This window comes from Streptomyces sp. NPDC017225 (genome assembly GCF_044331465.1).
GTDB lineage: Bacteria > Actinomycetota > Actinomycetes > Streptomycetales > Streptomycetaceae > Streptomyces.
Map to the genome: position 1 here is coordinate 64,128 of NZ_JBIRNE010000007.1, position 12,344 is coordinate 76,471.

Here is a 12,344-nt window from a genome sequence, read left to right on the forward strand (position 1 = left end):
GGGGAGGGGAGAGGGTGGAGGAGCTGACCCGGCCGGCCCGGCTCGGCCCCGGAGCGCGGGTGGCCGTCGTCGCGCCCAGCGGGCCCGTGCCCGAGGAGCGGCTGCAGGCGGGGCTGGACGTGCTGCGGGGCTGGGACCTCGAGCCGGTCGTGGGGCCGCACGTCCTTGACCGGCACCGGGCCTTCGCCTACCTCGCGGGCACGGACACCGACCGGGCCGCCGACCTCCAGGCCGCCTGGTGCGACCCCACCGTGGACGCGGTGCTGTGCGCCCGCGGCGGGTACGGCGTCCAGCGTGTGACCGACCTGCTCGACTGGGAGGCGATGCGCGCGGCCGGGCCGAAGGTGCTCGTCGGCTTCAGCGACATCACCGCGCTGCACGAGGCGTTCGCCACCCGGCTGGGCCTGGTCACGCTGCACGGGCCGATGGCCGCGGGGATCGACTTCCTCAAGAACGCGCGGGCACAGGAGCACCTGAAGGCCACCCTGTTCGCCCCGGAGACGGTCCGCGTGATCGCCTCCGGCGGCAGCACCCCGATGGTCCCCGGCCGGGCGCGGGGCGTCACCCTCGGCGGCTGCCTCGCCCTGCTCGCCGCCGAACTGGGCACCCCGCACGCCCGCCCGTCCACGCGCGGCGGGCTGCTGTGCCTGGAGGACGTGGGGGAGGAGACGTACCGGCTGGACCGCTATCTCACCCAGCTGCTGCGCGCCGGCCGGCTCGACGGGGTCGGCGGCGTGCTGCTCGGTTCGTGGCACGAGTGCGCGCCCTACGAGCGGCTGCGGCCCATGCTGGCCGACCGGCTCGGCGGCCTCGGTGTGCCGGTCGTCGAGGACTTCGGCTTCGGGCACTGCGAGGGGGCGCTGACCGTCCCGTTCGGAGTAACGGCGGAACTCGACGCGGACGCGGGCACCTTGACGCTGGACCGGCCGGCGCTGCGCTGACCAGGACCGGCGCGCGGCGACCCGGCGTCGTAGGCTGACGGAATGCCGCACACCCCGTCCCGCCTGCTCGCCGAGGGCCCCCGCGTGGTCGTGCGGCACTTCACCTTTGAGGACGGCGCCGAGTTCACCGCCCGGGCCCGTCAGAGCAAGGACCTGCACCACCCGTGGCTCTTCCCGCCGGACAGCGCCCGGGCGTACGACGCCTACGCGGCGCGGCTGATCGAGGACCCGACCAAGGCCGGTTTCCTGGTGTGCGAGAAGGACACGAGCGGGACGGACGGCGGTTCCATCGCCGGGTTCGTCAACATCAACAACATCGTCGAGGGCGGTTTTCGCAGCGGCGCGCTCGGTTACGGCGCCTTCGCGCACGCGGCGGGCCGCGGGCTGATGCGCGAGGGGCTGGACCTCGTCGTGCGGTACGCGTTCGGGCCGATGCGGCTGCACCGGCTGGAGATCAACGTGCAGCCGGGCAACGCCGCCTCGATCGCGCTGGCCCGAGCCTGCGGCTTCCATCTGGAGGGCTTCTCGCCGAGGATGCTCTACATCGACGGGGCCTGGCGCGACCACCAGCGCTGGGCGATCACCGCCGAGACCGTGGCCTCCGGCCGGTCCCCGTCGTAGCGAACGTGAGCGACGTCGCGCGAACGTGACCGACGGCGCCCCCTGTTCAGCGGGCCGACGAGCGGCTTCCATGGGGAACCGTGACGACGATCCGACGTGAGGTACTGACCCTGCCCGCCGCGCCGCTGGGACCGGACAACCCCCTGCCGCCGCTGCGCCCCCTGGACGAGGCCCACCGCATCGACGAACGCGACCGGGCAGGCCTGCCCCGCGACATGGCCCGCCAGGTCGACTACGAACCATTGCGCGGCCTGCTGCCCGTACGGGTCCGGGACGGCTACGACCGGACCCGCCGGGCACGGGAGACCGATGCCCTCGTCATCGAGAACGACCGGCTGCGGGCCACCGTCCTGCCCGGCCTCGGCGGCCGCGTCGCCTCCCTCCACCACAAGCCGACCGACCGCGAACTCCTCTACGTCAACCCCGTGCTCCAGCCCGCCAACTTCGCCCTCAACGGCGCCTGGTTCTCCGGCGGCATCGAGTGGAACATCGGCGCCACCGGCCACACCACCCTGTCCTGCTCGCCCCTCCACGCCGCCCGCGTGCCCGCCCCCGACGGCGGCGAGATGCTGCGCCTGTGGGAGTGGGAGCGGCTGCGCGACCTGCCCTTCCAGGTCGACCTGTGGCTGCCGGAGGGCTCGGACTTCCTCCACGTCGGCGTCCGGATCCGCAACCCGCACGAGCGCCCGGTGCCGACGTACTGGTGGTCCAACATCGCGGTCCCCGAGGAGCGCCGGGTCCTCGCCCCGGCCGACGAGGCCTGGCTCTTCGGCTACGAGAGGCGGTTGCGCCGGGTGCCCGTCCCGTCGTACGACGGGACCGACCGGACGTACCCGCTGAACAGCACCTACCCCGCCGACTACTTCTACGAGGTGCCGGACGGCCGGCGCCGCTGGATCGCCGCACTCGACGAACACGGGACCGGGCTCGTGCAGACGTCCACCGACGTGCTGCGCGGGCGCAAGCTGTTCGTGTGGGGCACGGGACCCGGCGGGCGGCGCTGGCAGGAGTGGCTCACCGAGCCCGGCACCGGCGGCTACTGCGAGATCCAGGCCGGGCTCGCCCGCACCCAGCTCGAACACGTCAGGCTGGAGGCGGAGAGCGAGGTGTCGTGGCTGGAGGCCTACGGGCCGCTCGACGCGTCACCCGGAGGCGAGTGGCACACCGTACTGCGCGGGGCCGAGGACCGGCTGGAGACGGTCCTGCCGCGCGCCCGTGTCGACGCGGCGTACGAGACCTGGCGGCCACACGCCGACGCCGAGCCCGGTGAGAGCCTCGCCACCGGCTCGGGCTGGGGCGCGCTCGAAGTGCTGCGCGCGGGCTGGAAGCTGCCCGGTACACCCTTCGAGGAGAGCACCCTCGGCGACGAGCAGCGGCCCTGGCTGCATCTGCTGCGCGCCGGATCGCTGCCCGGTCCCGAGCATCATCGGCCGCCCGGCGGCACACTGGTCGCCCGGCCCTGGCGGGACATGCTGGAGACCACGGCCGCCACGCCGGTCGCCGAGTACCACCTCGGCATCGCACAGTGGCACGGCGGTGACCGGGCCCAGGCGGTACGCAGTTGGGAGCGCGGCCTGAGGACCGCCGCCGCCGGCTGGCCGCTGCTGCGCTGCCTCGCCGTCGCCGACCAGGAGGACGGCCACCACGAGCGGGCCGCCGACCGGTACGCCGGGGCCTTCGACGACCTGTGTGAGCGGCTGGCGGAAGGGCGGCAGGAGACGGACGACCGCGGCGGCGACGAGGAGTGGGCGGCCGTCTCCGCCGCGCTCGGCCGTGAGGCGATCGAGGCGCTGCTCGCCGTCGGGCGCACGGTGGACGCCCGTGCCGTGTGGGAGCGGCTGCGCCCCGCGACCCGGGCCCGCGGGCGGTTCCGGCTGACCGAGGCGGAGCTGCTGGCCGCCGAGGGCCGCCGCGACGAGGCACGGGCCGTCTTCGACGAGGGCTTCGAGGTCGCCGACCTGCGGGAGGGCGCACAGAGCATCGACCGGCTGTGGGCCCGGCTCGGCGACCGGCCGCTCCCCGCCCGGCACGACTTCCGGATGCGGCCGGGCGGGGAGTGAGCAGCCCGCCCGCCGCTGCGTCCGCCGCTACGCCCGCCGGTCCACGTACTCGTAGATCGTCCCGTCCGGGTGCCGGGCGATCAGGTTGCGGCCCCCGGGCGTCGGGACCGGACCCGCGACGATGTCCGCGCCCAGCGAGGCGAGGACCCGGTGGGTCTCCTCGACGTCGGTCACGGCGATCGTCGCGGTGATCTTGCGCAGTACCTCGAGCTGGGACTCGGGCCCGCTCATCAGCAGGAAGCAGCCGACCGCGGCGACTTCGACACCGCCGCGCTCGGAGCGGTGGGCCCGGCCGCCGGCCAGGCCTTCGTAGAAGGGGATCGCCTTGTCCAGGTCGTCGACGTAGATGCGCAGTGTGGCTCCCAGAATGTCCATGCGGACGAGCCTAGTTGGGATCGGCGGGGTCCCACGCGCGGTCCGGCCCATGGAAGTTGCGCCTCCGGGTACTCGGGACGTATGGACCGCATGGATCACTTGGAACACCTGGACAAGCATCTGGTCGACGAACTGGCGCAGGTGGCACGCGAGACCGTGCGCGACGAGCTGCGTGAGCAGACGCGCAAGCAGCGCCGCAAGGCCACGCTGTACGCCGCGTCCGGCGCCGCCGCCCTGTACGCGGGTGCCGCGCTCGCGCTCACCGTGGGCCTGGCCCTCGCCGTCGGTATGCCGGACTGGGCCGCCGCGCTGATCACGGCCGCCCTCCTGGGCGTCGCGGCCTACCTGCTGCGCGGCGCGGCCCGGCCGGCGTCCGCCCACGGCCCGGGGCACGACCGCACCCCCGGCGGTGACGCGCCGGGTGTGCCGCCGAACGGATTCGGCATGCCCTACCCGCCGATGCCGCCCGTCGCGCCCGGCGGGGTCGGTGGTGCGACCGGCGCCCCGGGGGCGGGCACGCCCGCGCCGGGTGGCTCCGGGGCGGCGGCACCGCGCCAGGACGACATCGACCCCGAGGCTCCGCACGGCACTCATGGCCGCGGCTGACCGGCCGCGACCCGGACAGGACGGCACGGCGCTCCCCGAGTGGTTCGGGGGGCGCCGTGCCGCGCGGGTCGGACGTTCTGCTTCAGGTGCTCTGCTTCAGACGCTCTGCTGGAGCCGCGGCAGCACGGTCGTACGGTAGAAGTCGAAGAAGCCGCGCAGGTCGGGGCCGATCTGGTTGACGTAGACGCGGTCGAAGCCGGCGTCGGCGAACTCCTTCAGCTCCGCGACGTGTTCGTCCGCGTCGTCGCCGCACACCCGGTTGTCCCGGACCATGTCCTCGGTGACCAGGGTCTGCGCCTGCTCGAAGTGCTTGGGCGAGGGCAGCACCTGGCCCAGCTCGCCCGGCAGCTGCTCGTTGGCCCACAGGCGGTGCACGGTCCGTACCGCCTCGTCCCGGTCGGTGTCGTAGCAGACCTTGGTGCCCCCGCTGACCATCTTGCCGCCGCCCCCGCCCTTGCGGTACTGCTCCACCATCGAGGTGTCCGGCATCATGGTGATGTAGCCGTCGCCCACCCGGGACGCCAGTTTGGTCGCCGCCGGGCCGAAGCCGGAGATGTCGATCGGGACGGGCTCGTCCGGGACGGTGTACAGACGGGCGTTCTCGACCGTGTAGTGCGTGCCGTGGTGGTTGACCTCCTCGCCGGTGAACAGCCGGCGCATGATCAGGATGGCCTCCTCCAGCATCTCCAGGCGTACGTGCGCGGCCGGCCACGCGTCACCGAAGATGTGCTCGTTGAGCGCCTCGCCGGTGCCGACGCCGAGCCGGAAACGGCCGTTCGTCATCACCGCGCTGGTCGCCGCGGCCTGCGCCACGACCGCTGGGTGGATACGCATGGTCGGGCAGGTCACGGCCGTCTCGATGGGCAGGGACACCGCGTCGGACAGCGCGCCGATCACCGACCACACGAACGGGCTCTGCCCCTGCTCGCCGTTCCAGGGGTGGTAGTGGTCCGAGATCCACAGCGCCTGGAATCCGGCCTGCTCGGCCATCCGCGCCTGTTCGATCAGCTCCGCGGGACCGTACTGCTCGCACGAGAGGAAATAGCCGTACTCGGGCATGGGGGGTTGCCTCCGGGACATGGGGCGGGTGGGTCCCGGGCCGGGTACCCGGCGGCCTGGCCGGAAACCGGCGGTACGGGGCCGTGGCACCGCGCAGCGGGCCGTGGTACCGCCCCGCCGTACGGGCCCGGCGCACGTTTGGGTGCCCTGGTCAGGGGGACGCGGAAGGCTCACGAGGTACGCGACAGCCCGGAGGCGAACCGTGAGCCGACCCCGCATCGTGATCGTCGGTGCCGGCTTCGCCGGGTACCGGACGGCCCGCACCCTGTCCCGGCTCACCCGGCACCAGGCCGACATCACCCTGCTCAACCCGACCGACTACTTCCTCTACCTGCCCCTGCTGCCGCAGGTCGCCGCCGGCATCCTGGAACCGCGCCGGGTCAGCGTGTCCCTGTCGGGCACGCTGCCGCGCGTGCGGCTGGTGCTCGGGGAGGCCGACGGCATCGACCTCGACGGGCACACCGTGCACTACACCGGCCCCGAGGGCGGCGAGGGCACCCTGCGCTTCGACCGGCTGGTGCTCGCGGCGGGCAGCGTCAACAAGCTGCTGCCCATCCCCGGCGTCGCCGAGCACGCCCACGGCTTCCGCGGGCTGCCGGAGGCCCTCTACCTGCGCGACCACGTGACCCGGCAGGTGGAGTTGGCCGCCGCGGCCGATGACCGCGCGGAGTGCGCCGCACGGTGCACCTTTGTCGTGGTCGGGGCGGGATACACCGGTACGGAGGTCGCCGCGCACGGCCAGATGTACACCGACGCGCAGGTCCGCAAGCACCCGATGCGCACCGGTATGCGGCCCCGCTGGATGCTGCTGGACGTGGCGCCCCGGGTGCTGCCCGAGATGGACGAACGGCTCTCCCGCACCGCCGACCGGGTACTGCGGCAGCGGGGCGTCGACGTGCGGATGGGGACCTCCGTGAAGGAGGCCACGCACGACGGGGTCCTGCTGACCGACGGCACGAGTGTCGACACGCGCACGCTGGTGTGGTGCGTGGGCGTACGGCCCGACCCCCTGGTGGAGTCCCTCGGGCTGCCCATGGAACGCGGCCGGCTGCTCGTGGACCCGCACCTCCAGGTGCCCGGGCGGCCCGAACTGTTCGCGTGCGGTGACGTGGCCGCGGTGCCGGACCTGAACCAGCCGGGCCAGTACACGCCGATGACCGCGCAGCACGCGTGGCGGCACGGCAAGGTCTGCGCGCGGAACGTCGCCGCGTCGCTCGGTGTCGGCGGGGAGCGGAGGGCGTACCGCCACCGTGACATGGGATTCGTCGTGGACCTGGGCGGCGTGAAGGCCGCCGCCAACCCGCTGGGGGTGCCGATGTCCGGTCCGGCGGCGGGCGTGGTGACGCGGGGCTACCACCTCGCGGCGATGCCGGGCAATCGGGTGCGGGTGGCCGCGGACTGGTTGCTCGACGCGGTACTGCCCCGCCAGGCGGTCCAGCTGGGCCTCGTACGGTCCTGGTCCGTGCCCCTGGAATCGGCGTCGCCGGAGGTGGCGCGGGTGCCGGGCGGGGCGGACACCCGGAAGAAGGCGGGGACGGCGGACGGAGACGGCCCGGGGCGCCGAGCCGCCCCCGAGCCCGCGGAGGACCGCCGGTCGCGTACCGAACCCGCCGACGGCAAGCCGACGACGCCGACGCCGCCGACGGGCACGCCCGCTGGTGAGCCGGCCAAGAGCCAGCCTGGTGGTGAGCCGGCCAAGAGCCAGCCCGGTGGTGAGCCCGCGAGGAACCAGCCCGGCGCTGAGCCGGCCAAGAGCCAGCCCGGTGGTGGGCCCGCCAAGAGCCGGCCCGGCGCTGAGCCGGCCAAGGGAGGCCGCCCGGCCGACGCCTCCGCCGGGTCCCGCCCCGCCGGGACGCCCGCCAAGCCGCCGTCCACCACTGCGCCCGCCAAGCCGCCCTCCGCCAATGCGCCCGCCGAGCCACGGCGCCCGGGTGCTGGGCCGGGCAAACCCCGGCCCACCGGTGCGGCACCCGGTAAACCCCGGACCACCGGAGCCGCGCCCACCCCCGCCCGGTCCGCCGGCGCGCCCGACGACCCCGGCCCCGAACCCCCGGCGGACCAGCCGCCCCCCGGACCCGACATCGCCCCCGGCCCCGTCAAGCGTTCCGACGGCCGCGGAGTGGAAGGAGACTCATGAACACCGGTGAACTCGTCGACCTCGGACAGCAGCTGCGCGTCGACAGCGTACGGACGTCCGCCGCCGCGGGCTCCGGACACCCGACCTCCTCGATGTCCGCCGCGGACCTGATGGCCGTACTCCTGGCCAACCACCTCCGCTACGACTTCGAGCGCCCCGCCCACCCCGGCAACGACCGCTTCGTCCTCTCCAAGGGACACGCCTCACCCCTGCTCTACTCCGCCTACAAGGCGGCCGGCGCCATCGACGACGAGGAACTGCTCACCTTCCGCAAGCTGGGCAGCCGCCTGGAGGGGCACCCCACCCCGCAGCGGCTGCCGTGGGTCGAGACGGCCACCGGTTCACTCGGCCAGGGGCTCCCCGTGGGTGTCGGCATCGCGCTGTCCGGCAAGCGGCTGGACCACGCCGACTACCGTGTGTGGGTGCTGTGCGGCGACAGCGAGATGGCCGAGGGGTCCGTGTGGGAGGCCGCCGAGCACGCCGGGTACGAGAACCTCGACAACCTCACCGTGATCGTCGACGTCAACCGGCTGGGCCAGCGGGGTCAGACCCGGCACGGCCACGACCTCGACGCGTACGCGCGCCGCTTCCGGGCCTTCGACTGGCACACGATCGAGATCGACGGCCACGACGTGGACGCCATCGATCGCGCCTACGGCGAGGCCCTGTCCACCAGGGGCCAGCCCACCGCGATCATCGCCCGCACCCTCAAGGGCAAGGGCGTCGAGGCCGTGGAGGACCGCGAGGGCCAGCACGGCAAGCCCCTCCCCGAGGCCGAGGAGGCCATCGCGGAACTCGGCGGCCCGCGCGACCTCCGGGTCCGGGTGCAGGAGCCGCCGTCCGCACGGGCACTGCACTCGGCCGGCACCGGTCAGACCGAGCTGCCCCGCTACGACAAGGGCGACGAGGTCGCCACCCGCAACGCCTTCGGCGAGGCGCTCGCCGCACTCGGCACCGCCCGCGGCGACGTCGTCGCCCTCGACGGCGAGGTCGGCGACTCCACCCGCGCCGAGTTCTTCGCCAAGGAACACCCCGAGCGCTACTTCGAGTGCTACATCGCCGAACAGCAGATGGTCGCCACCGCGGTGGGCATGGCGGCACGCGGCTGGGTCCCGTACGCCACCACCTTCGCCGCCTTCCTCACCCGCGCCCACGACTTCGTGCGCATGGCGTCGATCAGCGGCTCCGGCCTCAACCTGGTCGGCTCCCACGCGGGCGTCGCCATCGGCCAGGACGGCCCCAGCCAGATGGGCCTGGAGGACCTCGCGATGATGCGGGCCATCCACGGTTCGACCGTGCTCTACCCGTGCGACGCCAACCAGGCCGCCCGCCTCGTCGCCGAGATGGCCGGCCTGGAGGGGATCCGCTACCTGCGTACCTCACGGGGCGAGAGCAAGGTGATCTACGGCGCCGACGAGGAGTTCCCCGTCGGCGGCAGCAAGGTGCCGCGCTCCTCCGACCGCGACCGGCTGACCGTCGTCGCGGCCGGTGTCACCCTGCACGAGGCGCTCGCCGCCGCCGACGCGCTCGGCCAGGACGACATCCCGGTCCGGGTGATCGACCTGTACTCGGTCAAGCCCGTCGACCGAGCCACCCTGCGGAAGGCCGCCGAGGAAACCGGCTGCCTGGTGACCGTGGAGGACCACCGCCAGGAGGGCGGCATCGGCGACGCCGTCCTCGACGCCTTCTGCGACGGACGGCCCGTGCCCCGTCTGGTCCGGCTCGCCGTCGGGACGATGCCGGGCTCCGCGACCCCGGCCGAGGAGCTGCACGCCGCCGGGATCGACGCCGAGTCCATCGAGGCCGCCGTACGGATGCTGGTGGAGCAGGCGATCATCCCGTGAGCGGTGGCGCCGCACGGACCGTCCGGGCAGGCCGGCACAGGGTGGAGGTACACCGGCCGGACAAGGTGCTGTTCCCCACGGGTGACGGCGGCGCCGGGGGAGGCGGCGGCGCGAAGGAGTACACCAAGAGCGACCTTGTCGACTACTACCGTGCCGTCGCCCCCTTCATGCTGCCGCACCTGCGGGGCCGCCCCCTGATGCTGGAGCGGCACCCGGACGGCGTCGACGGACCGCGGTTCATGCAGAAGAACACCCCGGAGCACTACCCGGACTGGATCGGCCGCGTCGAGGTGGGCAAGGAGGGCGGCACCGTCCGCCACACCGTCTGCGACGACACCGCCACCCTCCTCTACCTCGCCGACCAGGCCGCCCTCACCCTGCACCGCTGGCTGTCCCGGGCCGGGCAGGTGGACCGGCCGGACCGGATGGTCTTCGACCTCGACCCGGCCGGCGACGACTTCGAGGCCGTACGGGAGGCGGCCCGGCTGCTGGGCGAGCTGCTCGACGAGCTGGAACTGCCCTCGGCCCTCATGACCACCGGGTCCCGAGGACTCCACGTGGTCGTTCCGCTGAGCGCACGTCAGGACTTCGGCGACGTACGGGAGTTCGCCCGGGACGTCGCCGAAGTGCTGACCGCGGCCCATCCCGACCGGCTCACCACCGCCGCCCGCAAGAAGGACCGCGGCGATCGGCTCTACCTCGACATCCAGCGCAACGCCTACGCGCAGACGGCGGTCGCCCCCTTCACCGTCCGCGCCCGGTCCGGCGCACCCGTGGCCACCCCCGTCTCGTGGGACCAGCTGGACGACCCCGCGCTGCACGCCCGCCGCTGGACGATCGCGGACGCCGTCGACCAGGCGCGCACCCGGCCCTGGGCCGGGGCCATGAGCCGCCCCCGGGCCCTGGGCCCCGCCCGGCGGCGGCTGAACGCCCTGCGCGGCTGAGCCGGCCCGGGGCCGTAGGGGGGCATCCGCGGGTGGCACATGCATGCGCCCGTGGAGGTTTGGCGAACACTCTTGCGGCCACACGGAGGGGGAGGTGGCCATGTCGAACACGAACAACACGTCCGAATCGCAAGGCTCACAACAGAGTTCACGCAGAACACAAAAACCACAGAAGTCCCAAGAGTCACAGGAATCACAGGCGTCGCGTCGGCCCCGGCCGATGGAGGTGCTGCGCGAGGCGCGCGCCCAGCTGGCGGAGCTCACCGGAATGACCGCGGAGACGGTGTCGTCCTTCGAGCAGACGGAGGAGGGCTGGGCGCTGGAGGTCGAGGTTCTCGAGCTGGAGCGCGTGCCCGACACGATGAGTCTGATGGGGAGCTACCAGGTGGAGCTCGACGCCGAGGGGCAGCTCACGGGCTACCGGCGAGTCAGGCGCTACGAGCGCGGCCGGTCCGACGCCCGTGGGTCCGGCGGCCGCTAGGCGGCCCGCCGCGGACCGACTCAGCACACTCACACCCGCGAAAAGACGGAGGAACAGCAGGCATGACTGTCGTACCGGCACAACAGTCCGGCGGTGGAGGCGGCAGTAGCGGCCTTTACGACGTACTTGAGCTTGTTCTGGACAGGGGGCTCGTCATCGACGCATTCGTCCGCGTCTCCCTGGTCGGCATCGAGATCCTGAAGATCGACGTACGTATCGTCGTCGCGAGCGTCGACACCTATCTGCGCTTCGCCGAAGCATGCAACCGGCTCGATCTGGAGGCCGGACCGCGCAAGGACCCGGGCCTGCCCGACCTGGTCGGGAAGATGACCGAGTCCGGCGCCAAGGGCAAGTCCAAGGGGGCGCTCTCCGGCGCCGCCGAGACCATATCCGACGCCTTCAAGCAGGCCCGTGACGAGGACGGCTCCGAGCGCGAGCGCGAGACCGCGTCGCGTCCGCGCGCCCGTAAGGCCGCTCCCTCGCGCCGGAAGGAGGAGCAGGAGTGAGTACGTACGTCTACGGCATCACCGCCGGCTCCCATCCCTCGCTCCCCGAGGGACTGACCGGCGTCGGTGAACCACCGCGCGAGGTACGCGTCATCGGGGCGGGTGACCTGGCGGCCGTCGTCAGCGACGCGCCCGAGGGACTGCGCCCCAAGCGCAGGGAACTGCTCGCCCACCAGAACGTGCTCAGCGAGGCGGGCGCGGGCGGCTGTGTGCTGCCCATGCGGTTCGGCAGCGTGGCTCCGGACGACAGCACGGTCACCGGCGTCCTCGCCGAGCGGGCCGAGCACTACAGGGAACGCCTCGGGGCGCTGGACGGCCGGGTGGAGTACAACGTCAAGGCCAACCACGTCGAAGAGGCCGTGCTGCACCACGTGATGGCCGAGAACCCGGAGATCCGGGCCCTGGCCGAGTCCAACCGGCAGTCGGGTGGCGGCAGCTACGAGAGCAAGATCCAGCTCGGTGAGATGGTCGCGGCCGCGATCCAGGGCAAGGAGGCCGAGGACGCCGTCGTGCTGGAGCGCGCCCTGGAACCGGTCGCCGACGCGGTGAGCGTGGGCCCCGAGTCCACCGGGTGGCTGGCCAACGTCTCGTTCCTGGTGAAGCAGGACTCCGCCGAGGAGTTCCTCGCCGCAGTGGAACGGGCCCGCGGGGACATGCCGCACCTGGAGGTGCGTGTGAACGGACCCCTGCCGCCGTACAGCTTCGTCGAGCCCGGCCCGGCCGAGCCTGCGGGCACCGCGGCCGGCGGGGCTGACGCCGGAGCGGGGTGA

12 protein-coding genes are annotated in these 12,344 nt (G+C 73.5%); 10 read left to right on the plus strand and 2 right to left on the minus strand.

The window, feature by feature from the left end:
* Positions 1 to 14: 14 nt before the first annotated feature.
* The 3 genes from ACH4NX_RS17760 (at position 15) to ACH4NX_RS17770 (ending at position 3,622) form a co-directional block, all read left to right on the plus strand.
* Positions 15 to 941: an LD-carboxypeptidase gene (locus ACH4NX_RS17760; RefSeq protein ID WP_351395887.1), complete on the plus strand. Its 927-nt coding sequence runs from the start codon at positions 15 to 17 to the stop codon at positions 939 to 941.
* 42 nt (positions 942 to 983) lie between these two features.
* Positions 984 to 1,562: a GNAT family N-acetyltransferase gene (locus ACH4NX_RS17765; RefSeq protein ID WP_398127980.1), complete on the plus strand. Its 579-nt coding sequence runs from the start codon at positions 984 to 986 to the stop codon at positions 1,560 to 1,562.
* A gap of 80 nt (positions 1,563 to 1,642) precedes the next feature.
* A complete protein-coding gene (locus tag ACH4NX_RS17770; protein ID WP_351395893.1) occupies positions 1,643 to 3,622 on the plus strand; it encodes a DUF5107 domain-containing protein in 1,980 nt (659 codons plus the stop codon).
* A gap of 27 nt (positions 3,623 to 3,649) precedes the next feature.
* Here ACH4NX_RS17770 and ACH4NX_RS17775 read toward each other — a convergent pair whose 3' ends face one another.
* Complete coding sequence (locus ACH4NX_RS17775) at positions 3,650 to 3,997, minus strand: VOC family protein (protein ID WP_351395896.1); 348 nt, start codon at positions 3,995 to 3,997, stop codon at positions 3,650 to 3,652.
* 81 nt (positions 3,998 to 4,078) lie between these two features.
* Between ACH4NX_RS17775 and ACH4NX_RS17780 the strand changes: the two genes are divergently transcribed.
* Entirely contained in the window at positions 4,079 to 4,603 is a 525-nt protein-coding gene (locus ACH4NX_RS17780; protein WP_351395899.1) for a phage holin family protein, read from the plus strand.
* Between the two features lie 96 nt (positions 4,604 to 4,699).
* On the opposite strand, the gene ACH4NX_RS17785 is transcribed toward ACH4NX_RS17780, so the two are convergent.
* Complete coding sequence (locus tag ACH4NX_RS17785) at positions 4,700 to 5,662, minus strand: LLM class F420-dependent oxidoreductase (RefSeq protein WP_398127981.1); 963 nt, start codon at positions 5,660 to 5,662, stop codon at positions 4,700 to 4,702.
* A gap of 202 nt (positions 5,663 to 5,864) precedes the next feature.
* Here ACH4NX_RS17785 and ACH4NX_RS17790 point away from each other — a divergent pair, with 202 nt between their 5' ends.
* The 6 genes from ACH4NX_RS17790 to ACH4NX_RS17815 all read left to right on the plus strand — a co-directional run bounded on the left by ACH4NX_RS17790 (position 5,865) and on the right by ACH4NX_RS17815 (position 12,344).
* Positions 5,865 to 7,799, plus strand: coding sequence for an FAD-dependent oxidoreductase (locus ACH4NX_RS17790; RefSeq protein WP_351395905.1), 1,935 nt, complete (start codon positions 5,865 to 5,867; stop codon positions 7,797 to 7,799).
* The gene (locus ACH4NX_RS17795; protein WP_398127982.1) at positions 7,796 to 9,643 is read left to right on the plus strand and encodes a transketolase; all 1,848 of its coding nucleotides are present in this window, start codon (positions 7,796 to 7,798) and stop codon (positions 9,641 to 9,643) included. Before ACH4NX_RS17790 ends, ACH4NX_RS17795 begins: the two co-directional genes overlap by 4 nt.
* Entirely contained in the window at positions 9,640 to 10,587 is a 948-nt protein-coding gene (gene ligD / locus ACH4NX_RS17800) for a non-homologous end-joining DNA ligase (RefSeq protein ID WP_398127983.1), read from the plus strand. The genes ACH4NX_RS17795 and ligD overlap by 4 nt, the downstream gene beginning before the upstream one ends.
* A gap of 100 nt (positions 10,588 to 10,687) precedes the next feature.
* Positions 10,688 to 11,068 (plus strand): gas vesicle protein, encoded by a 381-nt coding sequence (locus ACH4NX_RS17805; protein ID WP_398127984.1) that lies wholly within the window; start codon positions 10,688 to 10,690, stop codon positions 11,066 to 11,068.
* Positions 11,069 to 11,130: 62 nt separating this feature from the next.
* Complete coding sequence (locus ACH4NX_RS17810; RefSeq protein ID WP_279561334.1) at positions 11,131 to 11,574, plus strand: gas vesicle structural protein GvpA; 444 nt, start codon at positions 11,131 to 11,133, stop codon at positions 11,572 to 11,574.
* On the plus strand, positions 11,571 to 12,344 hold the full coding sequence (locus ACH4NX_RS17815) for a GvpL/GvpF family gas vesicle protein (protein WP_398127985.1): 774 nt from the start codon (positions 11,571 to 11,573) through the stop codon (positions 12,342 to 12,344). The genes ACH4NX_RS17810 and ACH4NX_RS17815 overlap by 4 nt, the downstream gene beginning before the upstream one ends.

Excerpts from the sequence above, each read along its gene's own strand:
- ACH4NX_RS17765 (WP_398127980.1), top strand. The coding sequence starts at position 984 with ATGCCGCACACCCCGTCCCGCCTGCTCGCCGAGGGCCCCCGCGTGGTC.
- ACH4NX_RS17775 (WP_351395896.1), bottom strand. The coding sequence starts at position 3,997 with ATGGACATTCTGGGAGCCACACTGCGCATCTACGTCGACGACCTGGAC.
- ACH4NX_RS17780 (WP_351395899.1), top strand. The coding sequence starts at position 4,079 with ATGGACCGCATGGATCACTTGGAACACCTGGACAAGCATCTGGTCGAC.
- ACH4NX_RS17785 (WP_398127981.1), bottom strand. The coding sequence starts at position 5,662 with ATGCCCGAGTACGGCTATTTCCTCTCGTGCGAGCAGTACGGTCCCGCG.
- ACH4NX_RS17795 (WP_398127982.1), top strand. The coding sequence starts at position 7,796 with ATGAACACCGGTGAACTCGTCGACCTCGGACAGCAGCTGCGCGTCGAC.
- ACH4NX_RS17805 (WP_398127984.1), top strand. The coding sequence starts at position 10,688 with ATGTCGAACACGAACAACACGTCCGAATCGCAAGGCTCACAACAGAGT.
- ACH4NX_RS17810 (WP_279561334.1), top strand. The coding sequence starts at position 11,131 with ATGACTGTCGTACCGGCACAACAGTCCGGCGGTGGAGGCGGCAGTAGC.